Source organism: Brachybacterium sacelli, assembly GCF_017876545.1.
Classification (GTDB): domain Bacteria; phylum Actinomycetota; class Actinomycetes; order Actinomycetales; family Dermabacteraceae; genus Brachybacterium; species Brachybacterium sacelli.
The window spans coordinates 1819721-1838948 of sequence record NZ_JAGIOD010000001.1; the positions used below are offsets into that span (position 1 = coordinate 1819721).

General features: G+C 72.0%; 19 protein-coding genes. 9 read left to right on the forward strand and 10 right to left on the reverse strand.

Going from position 1 to position 19228, the window contains the following annotated elements:
- The first annotated feature begins 34 nt into the window (after nt 1-34).
- On the forward strand, nt 35-1111 hold the full coding sequence (locus tag JOF43_RS08105) for a LacI family DNA-binding transcriptional regulator (protein WP_209901003.1): 1077 nt from the start codon (nt 35-37) through the stop codon (nt 1109-1111).
- A 55-nt stretch (nt 1112-1166) separates the two neighbouring features.
- Here the strand turns inward: JOF43_RS08105 and JOF43_RS08110 are convergent, their stop codons facing one another.
- From JOF43_RS08110 to JOF43_RS08135, 6 genes are all read right to left on the reverse strand, one after another.
- Nucleotides 1167-2285, reverse strand: a complete 1119-nt coding sequence (locus tag JOF43_RS08110; protein WP_209901005.1) for an SPFH domain-containing protein — start codon at nt 2283-2285, stop codon at nt 1167-1169.
- 66 nt (nt 2286-2351) lie between these two features.
- Nucleotides 2352-2840 (reverse strand): glutathione peroxidase, encoded by a 489-nt coding sequence (locus JOF43_RS08115; RefSeq protein WP_209901007.1) that lies wholly within the window; start codon nt 2838-2840, stop codon nt 2352-2354.
- Between the two features lie 58 nt (nt 2841-2898).
- Nucleotides 2899-4056, reverse strand: a complete 1158-nt coding sequence (locus JOF43_RS08120; RefSeq protein WP_209901009.1) for an MFS transporter — start codon at nt 4054-4056, stop codon at nt 2899-2901.
- Entirely contained in the window at nt 4053-4928 is an 876-nt protein-coding gene (locus tag JOF43_RS08125) for an aldo/keto reductase (protein WP_209901011.1), read from the reverse strand. The genes JOF43_RS08120 and JOF43_RS08125 overlap by 4 nt, the downstream gene beginning before the upstream one ends.
- Before the next feature lie 37 nt (nt 4929-4965).
- Complete coding sequence (locus JOF43_RS08130; RefSeq protein WP_209901013.1) at nt 4966-5844, reverse strand: helix-turn-helix transcriptional regulator; 879 nt, start codon at nt 5842-5844, stop codon at nt 4966-4968.
- Between the two features lie 21 nt (nt 5845-5865).
- A complete protein-coding gene (locus JOF43_RS08135; RefSeq protein ID WP_209901015.1) occupies nt 5866-6777 on the reverse strand; it encodes a PfkB family carbohydrate kinase in 912 nt (303 codons plus the stop codon).
- 59 nt (nt 6778-6836) lie between these two features.
- Here JOF43_RS08135 and JOF43_RS08140 point away from each other — a divergent pair, with 59 nt between their 5' ends.
- Entirely contained in the window at nt 6837-8774 is a 1938-nt protein-coding gene (locus tag JOF43_RS08140; RefSeq protein WP_209901017.1) for a penicillin-binding transpeptidase domain-containing protein, read from the forward strand.
- 1 nt (nt 8775) lies between these two features.
- Here JOF43_RS08140 and JOF43_RS08145 read toward each other — a convergent pair whose 3' ends face one another.
- Complete coding sequence (locus JOF43_RS08145) at nt 8776-9252, reverse strand: nucleoside deaminase (RefSeq protein ID WP_209901019.1); 477 nt, start codon at nt 9250-9252, stop codon at nt 8776-8778.
- A gap of 41 nt (nt 9253-9293) precedes the next feature.
- Nucleotides 9294-11372, reverse strand: coding sequence for an NADPH-dependent 2,4-dienoyl-CoA reductase (locus tag JOF43_RS08150; protein ID WP_209901021.1), 2079 nt, complete (start codon nt 11370-11372; stop codon nt 9294-9296).
- A gap of 90 nt (nt 11373-11462) precedes the next feature.
- On the opposite strand from JOF43_RS08150, the gene JOF43_RS08155 reads away from it, so the two are divergent.
- Nucleotides 11463-12071, forward strand: coding sequence for an isochorismatase family protein (locus tag JOF43_RS08155; protein WP_209901023.1), 609 nt, complete (start codon nt 11463-11465; stop codon nt 12069-12071).
- Nucleotides 12072-12090: 19 nt separating this feature from the next.
- On the opposite strand, the gene JOF43_RS08160 is transcribed toward JOF43_RS08155, so the two are convergent.
- The gene (locus JOF43_RS08160; RefSeq protein ID WP_209901026.1) at nt 12091-12738 is read right to left on the reverse strand and encodes a superoxide dismutase family protein; all 648 of its coding nucleotides are present in this window, start codon (nt 12736-12738) and stop codon (nt 12091-12093) included.
- A gap of 167 nt (nt 12739-12905) precedes the next feature.
- On the opposite strand from JOF43_RS08160, the gene JOF43_RS08165 reads away from it, so the two are divergent.
- Together JOF43_RS08165 and JOF43_RS08170 are read left to right on the forward strand one after the other, a co-directional pair.
- Nucleotides 12906-14111: an ATP-binding protein gene (locus tag JOF43_RS08165; RefSeq protein ID WP_209901028.1), complete on the forward strand. Its 1206-nt coding sequence runs from the start codon at nt 12906-12908 to the stop codon at nt 14109-14111.
- A 43-nt stretch (nt 14112-14154) separates the two neighbouring features.
- The gene (locus JOF43_RS08170; RefSeq protein ID WP_209901030.1) at nt 14155-14658 is read left to right on the forward strand and encodes a DUF1648 domain-containing protein; all 504 of its coding nucleotides are present in this window, start codon (nt 14155-14157) and stop codon (nt 14656-14658) included.
- A gap of 1 nt (nt 14659) precedes the next feature.
- Here the strand turns inward: JOF43_RS08170 and JOF43_RS08175 are convergent, their stop codons facing one another.
- Nucleotides 14660-15739: a MerR family transcriptional regulator gene (locus tag JOF43_RS08175; RefSeq protein ID WP_209901032.1), complete on the reverse strand. Its 1080-nt coding sequence runs from the start codon at nt 15737-15739 to the stop codon at nt 14660-14662.
- A 146-nt stretch (nt 15740-15885) separates the two neighbouring features.
- On the opposite strand from JOF43_RS08175, the gene JOF43_RS08180 reads away from it, so the two are divergent.
- From JOF43_RS08180 to JOF43_RS08195, 4 genes are all read left to right on the forward strand, one after another.
- Nucleotides 15886-16926, forward strand: coding sequence for a GNAT family N-acetyltransferase (locus JOF43_RS08180; RefSeq protein WP_209901034.1), 1041 nt, complete (start codon nt 15886-15888; stop codon nt 16924-16926).
- Nucleotides 16927-17022: 96 nt separating this feature from the next.
- A complete protein-coding gene (locus JOF43_RS08185) occupies nt 17023-18228 on the forward strand; it encodes a YncE family protein (protein WP_209901036.1) in 1206 nt (401 codons plus the stop codon).
- Between the two features lie 2 nt (nt 18229-18230).
- Nucleotides 18231-18707 carry an SRPBCC family protein gene (locus tag JOF43_RS08190; protein WP_209901038.1) on the forward strand — a complete coding sequence of 159 codons (477 nt, stop codon included), beginning with the start codon at nt 18231-18233 and terminating at the stop codon, nt 18705-18707.
- Nucleotides 18704-19219, forward strand: coding sequence for a DnaJ family domain-containing protein (locus tag JOF43_RS08195; protein ID WP_245354059.1), 516 nt, complete (start codon nt 18704-18706; stop codon nt 19217-19219). The genes JOF43_RS08190 and JOF43_RS08195 overlap by 4 nt, the downstream gene beginning before the upstream one ends.
- Nucleotides 19220-19228 lie beyond the last annotated feature (9 nt).

Consider the following 19228-nt stretch of genomic DNA (forward strand, 5'->3'; position numbering starts at 1 on the left):
GTATTTCGATTAACCATGGCCTACGATGAGTGACGTGAGCAGCACTGTCAAGAGCGGGACGAGGGACGAGGGGCCAGGCCCTTCCCCGGCTCGCCCCACCCAGGCGGACGTCGCCCGGCTCGCGGGAGTCTCGACCGCGACCGTGTCGCACATCCTCAGCGGTCGCGCCGACCGCAGAGGCACCGGGAACGCCGAGACCCGCGCCCGGGTGGAGGCCGCGATGACCGAGCTCGGCTACCGGCCGAACTGGGCCGGCCGGGCTCTGCGCCGGCAGCGGACGGGGCTGGTCGGCGCCATCGTCTCGACGCCGAGCAATCCGTGGCGGGAGAACCTCATCGCGCTCGCGCAGGAGGAGCTCTCGCGGCACTGCCTGGATCTCGTGGTGTTCCCGGACGTGCGACCGGGTGCCGCCCTCGACCGGGTGACCGACCTGCTGGACCGCCGCGCGGTCGATGCCTGCTTCACGGTCCATCTCGAGGACGACGACGATCCCAGCCATCTGGCGGACTGCACGATCCCCGCCCTCGCCTTCGCCGAGAGCGGTTTCGACGGCGTGGCCAAGGTGCGGCACGGCTACGAACAGGCGGCCGAGGCGGCGGCGCGCACACTGGTCGCTCGCGGGGTGCGGCGATTCGTGCTGGTCAAGGAGGGGCCCGCGGGCCCGGGTCACCACGACCGGATCTTCACCGCGCCGATCCTCGGGGTGCTGGAGGCGGCCGGGGTCGCGGAGGTCGAGGTCCTGGAGATGCCGTATCGCATCGGCGCGGACCTCTCGGCCCTGCCGTGGGACCGCCTGGCCTCAGCGCCGGCCGACGGCCCCGTGGTGGTCATGTGCCTCAGCGACCGGCTGGCCATCCAGATCGCGGCGGAGTGCGCACGGCGGGGGATCGGGCTGGGCCGGACGGTCGGAGTGGTCGGTCGAGGGGACATCCCGGAGGGGGCCGAGATGTCCGTGCCCCTCAGCACCCTCGGGGCGATCGGGGCCGACTACACCCAGGTCTTCTCCGCACTCGCCGAGGCGGCGCGCAGCGGGTCGCAGATCACGGAGGGATGGACGTTCCCGTGGCGCTTCCTCGAGCGCGAGTCGACGGCGGGACTGCTCCCCACGTGATGCGGGCCCGCCTCCGGGTGGGAGGCGGGCCCGCATCACCGTGCAGGGTCCCGGATCAGAGCTGGTCCGCGGAGCCAGAGTGCGCCCACGGCGGGGCGTCGTCCTCCGCGGCCCGCTTGGCCTGCTGCTGTGCGTCGCGGGCACGGTGCTCGGCCTCGGAGCGGGCTCGGTCGGCGCGGTCCTGCTCCTGCTCCCGCAGCTCGTCGGCGGAGATGCGGGCCTGGTCGCGCTCGCCGTCCTTCTCGGCCTCGTGCGCGGCCTGGGCCTGCAGCATGGCGGTGCGGATCTCGTCGCCCATGCCGCCCACGGCGCCCGGGTTCGAGGGCAGGTAGAGGACGTTGGAACGGCCGTTGCGGGCCACGTCCTGCATGGTGTCGAAGTACTGCGTCATCAGCAACAGCTGCTCCGCGGAGTTCTCGATGCCGACCTTGCGCAGCATCTCGTACTGCTCGGCGATGCCCAGGGCGATCGCCTTGCGCTGGGCGGCGACGCCCTCACCCTGGAGGCGCTTGGACTCGGCCTCCGCCTCGGCCTGGGTGACGCGCTTGATCTTGTCGGCCTCGGCGAGGGACTGCGCCGCGACGCGGTCGCGCTGGGCGGCGTTGATGGAGTTCATCGAGTCACGCACCCGGGAGTCGGGGGAGATGTCCTGGACCAGGGTGTTGATGATGTTGAAGCCGAAGTCCGCCATCCGGGTCGACAGGGTCCGCTCGACGCTGCTGGCGATGTCGTCCTTCGACTCGAAGGCCTGGTCCAGTTCGAGCGCGGACAGGGCCGAGCGCACGGTGTCGAACACGTAGGAGCGGATCTGCGCCTCAGGGTTCGACAGCTTGTAGTACGCGTCGACGACCTGCTCCTCCTTGATCACGTACTGCACCGCCACGGGGACGTTCACGAACACGTTGTCCTTGGTCTTGGACTCGATGTTCACCTCGAGCTGCTGGACGCGCAGCGAGATGGGGCGGGTGGTGCCGTCGATGAACGGCGCCTTGAAGTTCAGTCCGGCCTGGGCGACGCGACGGAACTTGCCGAACCGTTCGACGATCACCGCTTCCCGGGAGTGGACCGTGAACATCAGCGACGTGCGCAGACCGCCGAACAGCAGAGCTGCCAGGATGATCAGGACGACGATGATGACGACGGCGATGACGAGGAAGAGTACGGCGCCTTCCATGAGGACCCCTTTCAGATGGTCAGGTCTTGTGACCCACGCTACCAAGGACAGGGCCGGATGCGCTGATCAGTGCAGGTCGAGCTCCGTCTCGATCCGGCGGGCGATCCGGGCCGGGGGGACCGGTGGTGCCCACCGGCGCAGCACCCGGCCCTCGGGCGAGATGAGGAATTTGGTAAAGTTCCAGGCTATGCGCCCGCCCATCACGCCGGCCTTCTGCTCGCGCAGCCACTGCCAGAGCGGATGGGCGCCGGAGCCGTTGACGTCGATCTTCGCCATCAGCGGGAAGGTGATGTCGTAGGCGGAGGTGCACGCGTCCTTGGTGTCCTGGTCGCTGCCGGGATCCTGGTGGAACTGGTCCGAGGGGAAGCCGAGCACCGTGAAGCCGTGCTCGGCGAAGCGGTCCTGGAGGGACTGCAGACCCTCGAACTGCGGGGTGAAGGTGCACTGGGTGGCGGTGTTGACGACCAGCACCAGGAGCCCTCGGTAGGCGCTCAGATCCTGGCGCTCCCCGTCGATGGTGGTCGCGCAGAAGTCGTGGAAGGTGGTGGCGTCCATGCTCTCCGTCCTCTCGCCGACCCTGCCATCGTAGGAGGGCCGGCTGAGGATCGCCTGGTCAGCCGACCACGGTGCGCGGGCTCCGGTGATGAGCCATCACGATCGCCACGATGCCGCCGGCGGTCAGTGCAGCGCACACCAGGTAGATGCCCGCCTGGCCGAACGCGGTCATCGAACCGAGGGCGATCACCCCGCCGGAGAGGATCGCGCCCACGCGTCGGGCGTTCATGTACAGGCTGGTGGAGAGCCCGGGGCGGACGATGATCTGCTGGAACAGGGTCAGACCTGTCCCGGCGATGGTCGCGAAGCACCAGGCGTTGAGCACCTGGATCCCGATCAGGCCGACGGGGGTCTCCACCATCGCCAGCAGCACGTAGTAGCCCACGCCGAGCGTGCAGCCGGTGATGATCAACCCCTGCGCCGAGAACCGCCGGCTCAGCCTGCCCAGCACGAACAGCGCGGGGACCTCGAGCCCGGCGGCGACCCCCAGTGCGATGCCCGCCCAGACCACGTCGAGACCGAGGGACTGGGTGACGTAGACGGTCATGAACGACATGGCGCTCGCGTTCGCGGCCTGCAGCAGCACGAAGCCGATCACGATGATCGCGACGCCGGCGCGGCCGGGCAGCGGACCGGGGTCGGGCTCCTCGTCGCTCGTGTTCTCGGGGGCGGCGCGGGCCCCGTGGGACTGCAGCAGGGCCGTCGCGACGAAGCTCCCCACCGCGGTGAGCGCGATCGCGAGCAGAGCGGCCCGCTCACCGAAGGCACCGATGAGGAAGGTCGCGATCGGGGGACCCGCCACCCAGGCCACGGAGAACAGTGCGCGGGTGTTGATGATCTGGGTGCTGTCCGCCCCGGAGTGGCGCAGGTGGGCGAACAGCATCGTGCTGCCCACCCCGGCAGGGCCGCCGAGCACCACCAGGGCGGCGATCGCCAGCGGCAGGGAGGCGGCCAGCGCGAGCAGCGCCGACAGCAGGATCGTCAGCACGGCGCTGACCAGCATCGGGCGCAGGTAGCGGCCGGTGCGGTCGGCGTGGGCCGGGATCAGCGTCGTCGCGATCAGAGCGCTGGCGTTGTACAGCGCGAGCGCCCAGCCGAGCTCGGTGGTGGAGGCGTCGTACAGGGTGGTCAGCACCAGCGCGAGGGCGGGGTTGAGGAAGGCGAACTGCAGCCCCCACAGCAGCGCCGTCGAGGGGATGAGGACTCGGAGCGTCACGCCTCGGGGATCTCCCGCCCGAAGCTCTCCAGCGTGACGTCGGCCGGTTCGGGCCCGCCGCGCACCCCCGTCTCCAGGGCGTCGATCCTGGCCAGCTCCGGGTCGGTGAGCGTGACCCGGAGCGCCTCGTGGTTCTCGCGGATGCGCTCGGGGCGCACCGACTTGGGGATCACCTGGCGGCCCTGCTGCAGATGCCAGGCCAGCATGACCTGGGCGGTCGTCGCCTCGTGCGCGCCGGCGATCGCCTGCAGCACCGGATCCTCGAAGCTGCGCCGCGCGGACTCGCGGTAGGAGGTGATGCCTCCGATCGGCGACCAGGCCTGGGTGAGGATGCCGTGCTGCGCGTTCAGCGCCTGCACCTCGCGCTGCTGGAAGTAGGGGTGGACCTCGATCTGGTTGACGGCGGGCACCACGTCGGTGCGCTCCAGCAGGTCGCTGAGGTGCTCGGGCAGGAAGTTGCTCACGCCGATGGCGCGCACGGTGCCCATCTCGAGCACCTGCTCGAGGGCGCGGTAGGCGGCGACGGTGCGGTCGAAGGCGGTGGGCAGCGGCTGGTGCAGGAGCAGCAGGTCGATCTGGTCCACGCCCAGCTTGGCGCGGCTCTTCTCGACGCCGTGGAGGGTCTCCTCGCTGCCGTAGTCGCTGATCCAGATCTTGGTCTCGACGAACACCTCGGAGCGGTCGACGCCGGAGGTGCGCAGCGCCTGCCCCACCTCCTTCTCGTTGCCGTAGGCGGCGGCGGTGTCGAGGTGGCGGTACCCGACCTCGAGGGCGGTGCGCACCGCGGCCGCGGTGTCCTCGGGAGGAGTCTGGAAGACGCCGAGCCCGAGCGTGGGGATCACGACGGAGTTGTTCAGGGTGAAGGTGCTCATGAGCTCGACCGTAGACGCGCTCACTCCCGCGAGGGAGTCACCGTTGGTGACCCCCGGGGACGGGTTCCGCGGCGGAGGGCTGCGCGGTCCAGCTGCGCAGCAGGTCCAGGGCGTCGGCGTCGGGGGTCCCGGGCTCGGCCTGATAGGTCGCGAGGCGGATCCCGGGGGCCGACGGCACCTCGAGCACCTCGAAGCCGAGGGTGAGCTCGCCGACCACGGGGTGGACGATGCGCTTCGCGCCGTGGGTGTGGGTGCGCACCGTCTGACCCACCCACCAGGTGCCGAACTGCGGGCTCTCGGCGAGGAGTCGATCGATGAGCGACCTCAGCGCCTCGTCGTCGGGGAGCTGCCCGGCGGTGAGCCGCAGGCTCGAGACCGCACCGCGGGCAACGGTCTCCCAGTCGGGGTAGAAGCTGCGCGCCCGCGGGTCGAGGAAGGTGTACTCGATCGTGTTCACCGGCGCCGAGTCCGCGGGGAACAGGTGCGGGAACAGCGCGCGGCCCAGCGCGTTGGAGGCGAGGGGGTCGCGCAGATGGTTCGAGGCGATCACCGGAACGTCCTGCATGGTCTCGATGAGCTGGTGCACGCGCTCGGGCACCGTGTCGTCGGCCCGCACCCGGCGCGAGTGCCCGCCGCCGGTGGCAGCGCGGGCGAGGTGGTGGAGATGGTCGCGCTCGGCCGCGTCGAGATGCAGCGCGCGGGCGAGGCCCTCCAGCACGCTCTCGGAGACCCCGCGCAGGTCCCCGCGCTCGATCCGCGTGTAGTACGCGATGGACACGTCGGCGAGCTGGGCCACCTCCTCGCGGCGCAGCCCGGGGACCCGGCGGATGCCGTACGTCGCGATGCCCGCGCGCTCGGGCGTCACTCGGCCCCTCGCGGCCGTGAGGAACTGCTGAACCTCGTTCCTGGTGTCCATCCGAGCAGAATACGTCCCTCCTCAGGAGAGGAAGGCATCGACCTCGGCGCGCGGGGGAGCGCTCTGGGGTCCGCGGCGCGTCACCGCGATGGCCGCGGCGGCGTTCGCCCGGGTGGCCGCTGACTCCCAGTCCGCGCCCAGCGCCCGCTCGGCCAGCAGCACGCCGGTGTGGGTGTCGCCGGCACCGTTGGTGTCCACCGCCCGCTGCGGGAAGGCGGGGATCTCGGTGCCGCGGCCGTGATGGAACACGAGGCAGCCCCGTTCACCGTCGCGCACGAGCACCACGGCATGCGAGCCGATACGGCGCCGCAGCGCCTCCGGGGTGTCCTCGAGGGCGTCGAGGCCGGTCAGGGCGCGGGCCTCGTCGGCGTTCGAGGTCCACACGGTGGTGCGGGCGAGCACGCGGTCCTGCACCCGGGAGTCGAAGGAGGCGAAGGGCTCGCCGGGGTCGAGCACCACCTCGACGCCGTCCTCCACGGTGTCCAGGAACTCCAGCAGCGGCTCCCGGGTGGGCTCGAACAGGCTGTAGCCGGAGATGCACAGCAGGTCGCCGGGCTCCGGCGAGAGGGTCGCCAGTGAGTCCGCGGTGATCTCGCGCTCGGCGCCGTAGACGGTCACGAAGCTGCGCTGCGCCGAGGGCTCGACGAACACGAGGCAGTACCCGGTATCGCTCTGGGCTCGAGGCGGATCGGAGACGTCGACCCCGTCGGCCGCGAGCGCCCTGCGCACCAGGTCCCCGTTCGGGCCGGTGCCGTGCGCACCGCCATGGACGGCCGGGGCCCCGGTGCGAGCGGCAGCGACCAGGATCGTGGCCGCTCCGCCGGCGTAACGGTCCTCACTGGTGGCGTTGGTGTTCCCACCGCGCGGCGGGAGCTCGGGCACCTCGACCACGACGTCGACGAGCGCCTGGGCGGTATGGAGCACGCGGGGCATGGCGCCGAGTCTAGGCGTCGGGGTGGACGCGGCCACTGTCGGCCCGCGACCATGACCCCATGGACGAAGCTCCCCTCCGCACGCGCCGCCGCGGCCCCGTGATCATCATCATCGCCCTCGCCGTGATCGCGGCCCTCGTGGTCGGCGTCCTCCTGTGGCGGGACCGCTTCGGCGACGGCGCGGAGGAGGCCGAGGCCCTCGCCGCGGCTCTGGCCAGCGGGGACTTCGCCGAGGTGCCGCTCGAGGGCCTCTCGGCCGACGCCGCCGCGGAGGAGCACGAACGCGTGCTCGGGCAGATGCTCGAGGCAACGGGGGAGCAGCCGACGGTGGAGATGGCCGACGCCGGGAGCGTGGAGGACGGCACCCGCACCGCGACCATGGAGTGGACCTGGACCCTCCCGCACGAGGCCGGGACCTGGAGCTACACCACCGAGGCCACGCTCACGCGCACCGAGGAGGGTTGGGCGGCGGAGCTCGAGCCCGCCGTGCTCGGCCCCGACCTCACCGACCGGGAGCACCTGGAGATCGCGCCGCTGGACCCGCAGCTCGGCAAGGTCACCGATCGCGACGGCACCGCGCTGTACGGCCCGCACGCCGTGCGCGTGCTCGGGCTCGACAAGACCCAGCTCGAGGAGGACACCCAGGAGGACGAGGCCCGTGAGCTCGCGGGGGTGCTCGGCATCGACGCGGATCGCTACGTGGAGACCGTCGCCGGGTACGGCCCCGACGCCTTCGTCCCCGCGCTCACCGTCCGCGAGGACGACCTGGGGGACTACCCGCTCGAGGAGGCGGCGGACCTCACCGGGTATCGCGCGATCGAGCAGACCCAGCCCCTGGCCGTCGAGCGCGACTTCGCCCCCGGTGTGCTCGGCTCCCTGCGCGAGGCCACGCAGGAGGACATCGAGGGCTCGGACGGAGAGATCGTGGCCGGGGATCTCGTCGGCACCGGTGGCGTGCTCGCCGCGCGGCGGGACGCGCTGGTCGGCGAGACCGGTGTGAACGTCCTCGCCGTCGACGACGAGGCGGAGACCCAGCGCTCCCTGCATCGGGTGGAGCCGACCGACGGCACCGACGTGGCCACGACGCTCGATCAGGACCTGCAGAATCTGGCCACCGAGGCGATCGCGGACGAGGACTCCCCGAGCGCGGTGATCGCCCTGCAGCCCTCGAGCGGGGACCTGCTCGCTGCGGCCCTGGGGCCGACCGGACAGTCCTACCCGGTGGGGCTCGTCGGCCGGTACGCGCCGGGCTCCACCTTCAAGGCCGTCACCGCGCTCGGCCTGCTGCGCGAGGGCGTCACTCCGGACACCACGCTGCAGTGCCCCGAGACGGCGACCGTCGAGGGGGTCACCTTCAAGAACGCCGATTCGCTGGACCCGAGCCTGTTCGGGCCGATGCCGCTGAGCGACGCCATCGCGCACTCCTGCAACACCGCGATGCTGCTCCAGCACGACACCGTCTCCCAGCAGGCGCTCGCCGAGGCCGCGACCACCCTGGGCAGCGGCCAGGAAGCACCGACCGGGCTGGACGCCTTCATGGGCTCGGTCCCGCCGGAGGACGAGGGCGCCCAGCACGCCGCGGCGCTGATGGGCCAGGGCCGGGTGCAGGCCTCACCGCTGTCCATGGCGGTGGTGCTCGCGAGCATCCAGCAGGGCCACACCGTCCACCCCCGGATCCTCGCCGACGACGAGTCCGGCCCGGTCGACGTGGATCAGCCACTGACCGAGGACGAGACCTCGCAGATGCAGGATCTGCTGCGCGGGGTCGTCACCCGCGGCAGCCTCGACGCCTTCGCCGATCTGCCGGGCGATCCGGTGATCGGCAAGACCGGCACCGCCGAGTGGACCGACGAGGACGGTGAGCTGAAGCTCCACTCCTGGGTGATCGTCGCCCAGGGGGACCTGGTCGTCGCGGCCTTCGTCGAGGACGGCAGCTACGGCTCGACGACCGCCGGACCGATCGCCCGCGAGGTGCTCGAGGGCGCCCACGGAGAATGACTCAGTAGGCGATGCGCCTCTCGTGGGCGCGCCAGGCCTCGAACGGGGCGATCGCCTGCACGGTCCGGGTCTGCTCGGTGGGCAGCAGCCGGTGGTGGCCCGGTGTCTCGAAGTACTCGTGGAACGTGGCGTCGTCGAAGCCCGCCCGGGCGGCGTCGTCCCGCCCGGCGGCGAACACCACCCGGTCCACACGCGCCCACAGCGCGGTGGCCAGGCACATGGGGCAGGGCTCGCAGCTCGCATAGAGCACGGCGCCGGGCAGCTCGTGCGTCTCCCGCTGCGCGCAGGCCGTGCGGATCGCCATCACCTCGGCGTGGGCGGTGGGGTCGTGGGCGGTGGTGACCTGGTTGACGCCCTCGACCAGTCCACCGTCGGCCCTCCGCAGGACCGCGCCGAAGGGCCCGCCGCCGTCCGTGACGTTGGCGGTGGCGAGGTCGACGGCCCGGGCGAGGTGGTCGAGGTCGGTGAGGTCGCTCATGACGTCCGATCCTCCCGGATCGCGCCCGTGCGGTCCAGCCTCTAGAGCCCGGCGGCGACCTCGACGGCCTGCCGGATCGCCCGTTCGGCGTCGAGCTCGGCCGCGACGTCGGCCCCTCCGATGACGTGCACCCGGGGCGTGCGGCCCTGGCGCGCGGCGCGGACCTCGTCGGCCAGGTCGTTCGCGCTGACCTGCCCGGCGCAGACCACGACGGTGTCCACCGCGAGGGTGTGCTCGGCCCCGTCCTCGATCAGGTGCAGGCCGTCGGCATCGATCCGCCGGTAGGTGACCCCGCGATGGTGGATGACGCCGGCGTGGCGCAGCTCGGTCCGGTGCACCCATCCGGTGGTGCGCCCGAGGCCGGCGCCGATGCGGGTCTCCTTGCGCTGGAGCAGGTGCACCTCGCGGGCCAGGCGACCGTCGTCCGCCGAGCCGGGCGGGCGGGTGGTGACGCCGCCGCGATGCTCCTCATCGGCCTCGACCACACCCCAGTGCGTCGTCCATCGCGCGGTCTCGAGCGTGGGGGAGGGGCGCGGGGAGGTGAGGTACTCGGCGACGTCGACCCCGATGCCGCCGGCGCCGATGATCGCGACCCGCTCGCCCGGCTCGGCGCGGCCCTCGAGCAGGTCCGCGTAGCTGATGACCTGGGGGCCGCCGTCGACCGGCAGATCGATGACGCGGGGGACGACACCGGTGGCCACGATGACGTCGTGGAAGCCGAGCAGGTCATCCGCGGCCGGGCGGGTTCCCAGGCGGATCCCCACGCCGGCCGCGGCGAGCCGCATCCGCCAGGAGCGCAGCGCCTGCGCGTAGTCCTCCTTGCCGGGGATGTGGGCGGCCAGGCGCAGCTGACCGCCGATCTCCTCGCCGGCCTCGAACAGGGTGACCACATGGCCGCGCTCGGCGGCCGACAGCGCCGCCTCGAGCCCCGCAGGGCCGGCGCCGACGACGGCGACCTTGCGGGCACGGCGCTGCGTGACCGGCCGCAGCACCAGCTCGGTCTCGTGCCCGGCGCGGGGGTTGACCAGGCAGCTGGCCCGCTCGCCCTCGAACACCTTGTCCAGACAGGCCTGGTTGCAGGAGATGCACGCGACCACCTGCGGGGCGCGACCGTCGGCCAGCTTCGCAGGCAGGTGGGGGTCGGCCAGCAGCGGGCGGGCCATGGAGATCAGGTCGGCATGACCGTCGGTGAGGACCTGCTCGGCGACCTCGGGATCGTGGATCCGGTTGGAGGCGACGACGGGGACCTCGACGTGCTCGCGCAGGCGGGCGGTCTGCTCGACGAAGGCGGCGCGCGGCACGGAGGTGACGATCGTGGGCACCCGGGCCTCGTGCCAGCCGATGCCGGTGGACAGCACGTCCACGCCGCGCTCGGTGAGGCCGCTGGCGAGGGCTGCCGTCTCGTCCCAGGTCTGCCCGCCCGGGACCAGATCGAGCAGGGAGATGCGGTAGCTGAGCAGGGCGTCCTCGCCGATCGCCTCACGCACGGCCCGAGCGATCGCCAGCGGCATCGCCCGGCGGCCCTCGGCGCCGCGGCCCCAGCGGTCCCGGCGCCGATTGGTGGTCGGGGCGAGGAACTGGTTGAGCAGGTAGCCCTCGGAACCCATGATCTCGACACCGTCGTAACCGGCGTCGACCGCGCGCCGGGCGGCCTCGGCGAAGTGGTCGACGGTACGGCCGACCCCGCGGCGGGTGAGGCGGCGGGCGCGGAAGGGCGAGAGGCGGGAGCGCGCGCGGCCCGCCGAGGCTCCCAGCGGGTGGAAGGCGTAGCGTCCGGCGTGGAGGAGCTGGAGGAGGATGCGCCCGTCGGCCTCGTGGACCTCGCGGGTGACCATCCGGTGGGCGCGCAGGGCGCGGTCGGTGGCCTGGGCTCCGCGTGGGGTGAGGCGACCGGTGCGGTCGGGGGAGAAGCCACCGGTGACGATCAGTCCGGCGCCGCCGCGGGCGCGCTCGCCGAGATAGGCCGCGAGCTTCTTCGCATCGGCCGGACGGTCCTCGAGCCCGACGTGCATGGATCCCATGACGATGCGGTTGCGCACCTCGAACCGGCCGAGGTCCAGGGGCGAGAGCAGGGCCGGATACGTGCGCGGACCGGTCGGGTGGGGAAGCGGCGTGGGCATGCGCCGATTCTGCCAGGGGGCATGGCGAGGTGCGGACGGGGCGCTCCGTAGGCTGGGCGGTGATCATGCCACCGGACTGAGGAGGAACCCATGTCTTCGCGGCTGCTCGTCATCGTCGACGTCCAGAACGACTTCTGCGAGGGCGGTGCTCTCGGCGTCGGAGGCGGCGCCGGGGTCGCCGCGCGGATCGCCGAGCACGTACGTCGCACCGGTGATCAGTACGACCGCATTCTCGCCAGCAAGGACCGGCATCGCGGGGACACGGACAACGGCGGGCACTTCGCGACGCCGCCGACGGAGCCGGACTTCGAGGAGACCTGGCCCGTGCACTGCGTGGCCGGGTCCGCCGGTGCCGCGTTCCACCCGGAGATGGAGACGCTGGCTGCTGACCTGGGGGATCGGCTCGAGGTGGTGCACAAGGGGTACGGCGTGCCGTCCTACAGCGCACTGGAAGGGCAGGTGGTCGCCACCGGCGAGAGCGTCCAGGCGCTGATCGCGGACAGGGAGTGGGAGCAGATCGACGTGGTCGGTCTCGCCTACGACTTCTGCGTGCGCGCCACGGCGCTCGGTGCGGCCGACGCGGGTGGCGCGGCATCGGTGCGCGTGCTGCGCTCGCTGACCGCTGCCGTGCATCCGGACGGGATCGGTCGACTCGAGCAGGAACTGGCGGCCGGTGGGGTGAGCATCGAGGACGTGTGAACGGCGCCCGGGGCGGAGGTCACCCGTTCGCGGCCTCGATCGCGCCGCAGGCGGCACGATCGCCTGCGTCGCCGGCGCCCGTGGTGTCGTCGTCGGGACCGTCCGGGGCGTAGCGCTCGGGGATGTTGGCGAAGTTGTCCGGACCGCTGTGGACCATCAGCGCCGCGCCGTCGTCATCCAGCAGGTCCTCCTCGGACAGCCGGTCGGTCACGAACGTCATGGTCGCGGTGCCGTCCTCGTTCACCAGCAGCGACGGCAGGTCCCCCGGGTGGTCCGGGTGCTCAACCTCACCGGCACCGATGTGGCCTCCCGCGGAGAGGAAGTCGCCGGTCTCCGACGGGTCATCGGGGGCGGCGCTGTCCGGCTCGCACAGACCCGCCTCGTGCACGTGCAGACCGTGGTGGCCGGGCTCCAGGTCGCTGAGGTTCACGCTGATCCGGAGACCGTCCTCGGCCTCCGTGAACTCCGCGGTCCCCACCTCGTTGCCGTCCCCGTCCTGCACCTGCGCGGTGGCGAGGGCGGTGCCGTCGCCCTCTCCTGCCGGTGCGGGTTCGTCCTGTGTCTGATCGGAACCGCACCCGCTCAGAGCAAGTGCCCCGGCCGCCACCATGAGGAGTGCTCCGCGTCCCGTCCGGGCCTTCCGTTGCGTGCTGAGTCGACCTTGCATGATGTCCCCTTCCGGTCATCGCGACCGCCGTTCGCGAGCTTGGCGCGGCGCTGCACTGTGTGGTGGTGAACACGCTACCCGACACCCGGAACCCACCCTTTACACACAAATACATACGAGGCAGAATCGAGCCACACCTCATCACCCCTCCGCAGACGGGACCACGCATGGACCAGCGCAGCGCCGAGCTCGGCACCCAGGGCGGTGCGAACCCGTTCACTCCCGGATTCGGTCTGACCCCGATCATCCTCGCCGGCCGCGCGGTCGCCATCGACGAGTTCGCGGCCGCGCTCCAGGGCAGCGTCCCCGAGGCCCGCGCGATCCTCATCTCCGGCGCCCGCGGCTCCGGGAAGACGGTGCTGCTGACCGAGTTCAAGGAGCTCGCCCTCGAGGCGGGCTGGACCGATCTGCGCGTGCACACGTCCTCGTCCTCCCTGGTCGACGAGCTGCGGGGCACGGCGATCGCACAGCTGAAGGAACAGGACCCCGACGCGGAATCCTCCCGTCTCACCTCGGCGAGGGTCTCGGGCACCGGCGCCAGCCGTGAGGTCCTCCGGCGCTACGAGGACGAGCACGAGCCGCTGACCACGGTGCTGGACCGACTGGCGGGGCTCACCGACCAGGACGGCGGCGGACTGCTCATCACGCTCGACGAGCTGCAGTCGGTCGACCGCGACCAGTTGCACGCGATCACCCAGCACGTCCAGGACCTCATCGGCTCCGGTCACGCCGTCGCCTTCCTCGCCGCCGGGGTCCGCCCCGGGGTCGATGCCCTGCTCGACCACGAGCGCACCACCTTCCTGCGCCGCGCCCACCGGATCGAGGTGGGCAGCGTCGACGTCGGGACCGCGGCCGAGGCGATCCGCATGACCATCGCCGACACCGCCAAGACGATCACTCCCGAGGCCGCGGTGCTGGCCGGCGAGATCTCCCAGGGCTACCCGTACCTGATCCAGCTCATCGGCTCCAAGGCCTGGCAGAACAGCGGCGACGCGGACACGATCGAGATCGAGGACGTCCGCGGAGGCCGCGAGGCCGTGGTCGCCGCGATGATCAAGAACGTCCACGGCCCGGCCCTGCGCGGCCTCAGCGCCCGCAAGCGCGAGTACCTCCTCGCGATGCTCGTCGACGAGGGACCGTCGAACGTCGGCGACATCGCGCAGCGCATGGGCATCGACCCTCGCAACCAGTCCACCTACCGCGAGCGGCTGCTCGAGGACGAGCTGATCCGGTCCGCCGGCCGGGGCCTGGTCGAGTTCGCCCTGCCCTACCTGGGTGATGCGCTGCTGCACGAGCAGCGAGAGGGTGCGGCGACGGAGCCGGGCACGGGACTGACCCGCTCCCATCGCGGACGACGCCCTCCCCGGCTCTAGGATGAGGCGGCGGCGCGACGATCCCGCTACGGTGGGCGGCACCATGAGCACCGGGATGGGGACCTCGCAACGACCCGCACGCCACTACGCCACCGGCCCGGTCACGAGGGTCCTGCGGCTGCTGTCCGTGCTGGCGACGCTCGTGATCACGGCATGGATCGTCCTGAGCTACGCGGAGCTGCCGGACACGATCGCGACGCACTTCGGCCTCGGCGGCGAGGCGGACGGCTGGGGCGGCAAGGCGTCCGTGCTGGTGCTGGCCGCGGTGATGGTGGTGCTGTCGCTCGCGCTCGCGGCGCTGTCCACCAGGCCGCGGGCCTTGAACTACCCGACCGAGATCGCCGAGCGCGGCGCCCAGGCCATCTACCGCGAGGGGGAGCGGATGATGGTCTGGACGCTGCTGGGCCTGCAGGTGATCTACCTCGACATCGCCCGGTCGGTGCTGCGTGGAGACGGCGGCGCACTGATCACTCTCGGCGTGGGGTTGCTGATCGGTGCGGTCGTCGTCGGGATCATCCGCCTGGTCCGCGCCGCGCGCACCGCCTGACTCACACCCGTGCGAGCGCCACGGCGACGTTGTCCGGTGCGCCCGCCGCGAGTGCCAGCTCCACCAGCTGCTCGGCCAGCGCCGCGACGCCCTCCTCCTTCGTGGTGAGCGCATCGGCGAGGACCGACGGGTCGACCACGGCATGCAGCCCGTCGGAGGCGAGCAGCACCAGATCCCCCGGCTCGAGCCGGCGCACCAGCAGGTCCGGTGCCGTCGGGGAAACGGCCGCCAGCGCCCGGTTCAGCACCGCCCGGTCCGGATGGGCGGCGACCTCCTCGGGGGAGAGCCGGCCGGCCGCGGCGAGCGAGCGCAGGCGGGTGTGATCCTGCGTGACCAGGTCGATCCGGTCGCCGCGCACGAGCGCGACCCGGGTGTCCCCGATGTGCGCGATGTACAGCCGTCCCGCGTGGATCAGTGCCGCCGTGAGGGTGCTGCCGTCCGGGCCCGTCGCCGGGACCAGCGACTCTGCATCCGCCCACGCGGTCTCCAGGGCCGCCAGCGGATCGGACGACGGGTCCTCGCCGACGGCATCGGCGAAGGCCGAGAGGATCCGCGAGGACAGCGCGTCGTCGGCGCCGAACCCGTCGGCCATCGCGAGCAGGGCGGCGCCGCCGGACAGCTCGCGGGCGAGCACGGCGTCCTGCTGGGCGGCGCGGACGAGCCCGCGATGGGCGGTGGTGGCGACCTGCAGCGGGCCGCTGTCGTGGGACGTGGTGGATGTGGTCATGGTGGTTTCCTCCTGGAGGAGTCCCCCGAGGTCGCGGGCGAGGTACTGGACGGCGGCGCCGCGGGAGAAGACGTCGGCCTCCTCCTGGCGCCACCAGGACCGCAGCTCGGAGACGGCCGCTGCGGCGTCCAGGTCGCAGATCACCCGGATGCGGGCGAGCCCCATCCCGACGCCCCGGAGAGCGGCGATCAGCCGCGCCCGTTCGACCTGGTCGATCCCATAGGAGCGGTAGCCGGTGAACTCATCGACCTGCCGTGGCGGCAGCAGGCCCGACTCGGCGTACAGGCGCAGCGCCTTGGGGCTCAGCCCACTCGCGGCGGCCAGCTCGCCGATGCTCAGCAGCGTCTCGTCCATGCGGTCCTCCGTCGTGCCTCGCCCGGGTTCCCGGGCATCGGGTCCGTCCCGGCATCGCCCACGTTCCGGATTGTCCCTGGGGAAGGGTCAAGCGCGCCCCGGAAAATCTGTCGCCCGCGGCGATCCGCCTGTGGTCGACTTCCGGTATGCACGTCACGATCCGACCGCTCGATGTCACCTCCGACCTCGACATCGCCCAGTACAGCGCCCTGGATGCGGCGTTGGACGAGGCCGCCTTCGGGGGCAGCGAGGTCCAGACTGCTGCGCAGTGCCGCGCCTCCCTCACCGACAGTCCGTACTGGCGCACCCAGCGCTGGGTGGCGGTCACCGAACCGATGGAGGGCGGCGAGATGATCGTCGGCCGGGCGGGTGTGTTCGTCCCGCTGCAGGAAAACCTCGAGACGATCGCCGTCGGCGCTTCCGTGCATCCTGCCCACCGCGGCCGGGGCATCGCCACGGCGCTGGTCGAGGAGGCGCTGATCCCCGCGATCCGGGAGTCAGGGCGCGGCCTCGTCGAGGCTATCGGCGAGATCTCGGCCGACGGCGACCCCGACGACCCGGCGGAGCCCGTCAACCGCCTGGCCACACGCCTGGGCGTCACCCGGAAGAACGTCGCGGTGTGCCGCACCCTGGCGCTCCCGCTCGAGGAGGCGCTGCTGGATGACCTGCAGGCCGAGGCCGAGGAGAAGCTCGGGGAGTACGCCATCGAGCTGTGGGACGACGAGGTTCCCGAGGAGCATCTGGCGGCCTACGGGCTGCTGATGCGCCAGCTCGAGCTCGATGAGCCCGACGGGGACGTCGAGCACGAGGCCCCCGACTACACCCCCGAGCGGATACGGACCTCCGAGCGGCGGCGTCGCGAGGCCGGCACGCGGGCCCTCATCGCGGTGGCGATCGCGCCCGACGGCAGCTTCGTCGGCAACACAGAGGTGCACGTCCGGCGCACGCCGGGGACGACCGTCGGCTGGCAGGAGAACACCCTGGTCATGCCCGAGCACCGCGGGCATCGTCTCGGCCTCGCGCTCAAGGTCGCCACCCATCGCCTGCTGCGCGAGCAGGCTCCCGGACTGCGGGCGCTGGTCACTTGGAACTCGCACGTGAACCCGTGGATGATCGCCATCAACGAGAAGCTCGGTTACGAGATCACCTACCGCGAGCTCGTGCTCCAGGGCCGTCCCCAGCTCTGACGCCCTCGCGCGCCCGACACGCCACGACGCCTCCCCTCCCGACCACCGGGGCCCGGTCGGCCTAGGTTCGTGCCCAGAGGCCGAGGGGGTGTGGGCGTGCAGGCAAGGCATCACAGGAAGCCTCTGCGGCCGTCGCGGCCGCACGAGCAGTTCACGATCGCGATCGCGATCACGGCGGTCATCATGTCCGGCGGGATGCTGAGCGGACTGCTGACCAGCACCACCGCGCCCGAGTCCCGATCGGTCCAGGAGAGCAGGATCCCTCCGGGCGAGCCGTCGAACACCACCCGCCTGGACAACAGTCGGCGGATCACCGGTGACATCACCCCGAAATCCGTCGTGGCCGGCCCCGACGGCACGGTGATCGCGAACAACATGATGTACAGCCATTCCTCGACGCTCTACGACGCCGAGTCCCTCGAGCTGACCGGCACCGTCTCCGACGCCGTGGACCTCTCGGAGTTCGGGTTCGCCGACCGCGCCGGGGAGACGAGGGGCGCCCCCGTCGAAGCGGTGTTCTCGCCCGACGGCGAGCACGCCTACGTCTCGCAGTACTCCCTGAAAGGGCCCGGCGCCGGGGAGACGGCGACCGACGACTGCCGTCACGGCGACGGCATCGGCAACTCCGCCGTGTTCCGCCTCGACGTCGACAGCGGACAGTGGGACCAGGTCATCGAGGTGGGCAGGGTCCCGAAGTTCCTCTCGATCTCCCCCGACGGCAGCATCGCCCTGGTCTCCAACTGGTGCGATTCCAGCGTGTCGGTCCTCGACCTCGCCGAGGGCCGCGAGGTGCGGCAGATCGAGGTGGACTCCGCCCCGCGCGGCAGCGTGATCCTGCCGGACGACCGCACCGCCTACGTCGCCGCGATGTTCGCCGACGAGCTGTATCGCCTCGACCTGGTCACCGGAAAGAGCGAGAAGGTGCTGGAGACCGGCCGCAAACCGCGTCATCTGATGCTCTCGCCCGACGCGAGCCGCATGTACCTCACCGAATCCGGCTCGGACCGGCTTCTCGAGCTCGACACCGCCACCGCCGAGGTGCTGCGAGTGGCCGAGACCGGTCGGGAACCGCGCTCGATCACGATCTCGCCCGACGGCCTCGCGCTGTACGTGGTGAACTACTACGGGAACACGGTCTCGAAGTTCGACACCGAGACCATGGAGGAGATCCAGGAGGTGGAGGTCGGGCAGAACCCGATCGGCATCACCTACGAGCCGACGCAGCGGCGCGTCTGGGTCGCCAACTATGCGGGGTCGATCGACGTCTTCGACGACACCACCCCCGCCGAGGAGATGATGTGAACATGGCTCCCGCCCAACCCGTCCCGCGCGAGGAGCGCGTCCTCCGCGCCTCCCGCGAGGTCGCCGCACCCGCCGCGAGGATCTTCGCGCTCATCGCCGACCCGGCCGAGCAGCCTCGCTGGGACGGCAACGACAATCTCGCCGAGGCGGCGCCCGGCCAGCGGATCCGTGCCGTCGGCGACGTGTTCGTGATGACCAACCTGGGTGGTGGGGTGCGTGAGAACCACGTGGTCGCCTTCGCCGAGGGGCGGGAGATCGCCTGGATGCCGGCGCCGCAGGGAGAGGTCGTGCCCGGGCACCGGTGGGGCTGGGAGCTCGAGGCGCTCGACGGCGACCGCACCCTCGTCACCCACACCTACGACTTCTCGCAGCTGAACGAGGAGAAGCGCCTGGCCAAGGCGCGCTCCTTCACCGCAGGCACTCTGCGGGCCTCGATCGATCGGCTGGCTCTGCTCGCGGAGAGGAACGGCGGCTCATGACCTCCGGGTCCGCGGGTTCCGGGGGCGAGAAGTTCGGGCCCCCTATGGAGCCGGAGCAGGCGCGGGTGGAGTCCGCCATCGAGCAGGCCATCGCCCGCGGTGACTTCGACGACCTGCCCGGGGCCGGCAAGCCGCTGGACCTGCCGCCCACGCACGACCCGGACTGGTGGATCAAGCAGCGCCTCGCCGAGGGCGATGTGGATCGTGACGCCCTCCTGCCGGTCGTGGTGCTGCTGCGCCGCGAGTACGACCAGCGCGAGGAGACCCTCGCCGCGCTGCCGGAGGAGCATCTGGTGCGCGAGTACGCCGCCGACTTCACCCGGCGCGTCCATGACGACCGCCGCGCGAACCCGCTCGCGCGGATGATGGCTCCCGAAATCGACGCCGACGACGCGGTGGCGCGCTGGCGGGAGCTGCGGGCCGCGACGGCCGACGCCGAGCCGGTGCGCGCCGAACCTGCCGAGGAGCGCCGGCGCTGGCCCCGATGGTGGCCGTTTGGGCGCCGGGGCTGACGAGGGCCG

What these genes read in the sequence shown, in the direction of transcription:
- JOF43_RS08110 (WP_209901005.1), bottom strand. Translation starts at nt 2,285, where the DNA reads ATGGAAGGCGCCGTACTCTTCCTCGTCATCGCCGTCGTCATCATCGTC.
- JOF43_RS08115 (WP_209901007.1), bottom strand. Translation starts at nt 2,840, where the DNA reads ATGGACGCCACCACCTTCCACGACTTCTGCGCGACCACCATCGACGGG.
- JOF43_RS08125 (WP_209901011.1), bottom strand. Translation starts at nt 4,928, where the DNA reads ATGAGCACCTTCACCCTGAACAACTCCGTCGTGATCCCCACGCTCGGG.
- JOF43_RS08130 (WP_209901013.1), bottom strand. Translation starts at nt 5,844, where the DNA reads ATGGACACCAGGAACGAGGTTCAGCAGTTCCTCACGGCCGCGAGGGGC.
- JOF43_RS08135 (WP_209901015.1), bottom strand. Translation starts at nt 6,777, where the DNA reads ATGCCCCGCGTGCTCCATACCGCCCAGGCGCTCGTCGACGTCGTGGTC.
- JOF43_RS08140 (WP_209901017.1), top strand. Translation starts at nt 6,837, where the DNA reads ATGGACGAAGCTCCCCTCCGCACGCGCCGCCGCGGCCCCGTGATCATC.
- JOF43_RS08145 (WP_209901019.1), bottom strand. Translation starts at nt 9,252, where the DNA reads ATGAGCGACCTCACCGACCTCGACCACCTCGCCCGGGCCGTCGACCTC.
- JOF43_RS08150 (WP_209901021.1), bottom strand. Translation starts at nt 11,372, where the DNA reads ATGCCCACGCCGCTTCCCCACCCGACCGGTCCGCGCACGTATCCGGCC.
- JOF43_RS08155 (WP_209901023.1), top strand. Translation starts at nt 11,463, where the DNA reads ATGTCTTCGCGGCTGCTCGTCATCGTCGACGTCCAGAACGACTTCTGC.
- JOF43_RS08160 (WP_209901026.1), bottom strand. Translation starts at nt 12,738, where the DNA reads ATGCAAGGTCGACTCAGCACGCAACGGAAGGCCCGGACGGGACGCGGA.
- JOF43_RS08165 (WP_209901028.1), top strand. Translation starts at nt 12,906, where the DNA reads ATGGACCAGCGCAGCGCCGAGCTCGGCACCCAGGGCGGTGCGAACCCG.
- JOF43_RS08170 (WP_209901030.1), top strand. Translation starts at nt 14,155, where the DNA reads ATGAGCACCGGGATGGGGACCTCGCAACGACCCGCACGCCACTACGCC.
- JOF43_RS08175 (WP_209901032.1), bottom strand. Translation starts at nt 15,739, where the DNA reads ATGGACGAGACGCTGCTGAGCATCGGCGAGCTGGCCGCCGCGAGTGGG.
- JOF43_RS08180 (WP_209901034.1), top strand. Translation starts at nt 15,886, where the DNA reads ATGCACGTCACGATCCGACCGCTCGATGTCACCTCCGACCTCGACATC.
- JOF43_RS08190 (WP_209901038.1), top strand. Translation starts at nt 18,231, where the DNA reads ATGGCTCCCGCCCAACCCGTCCCGCGCGAGGAGCGCGTCCTCCGCGCC.
- JOF43_RS08195 (WP_245354059.1), top strand. Translation starts at nt 18,704, where the DNA reads ATGACCTCCGGGTCCGCGGGTTCCGGGGGCGAGAAGTTCGGGCCCCCT.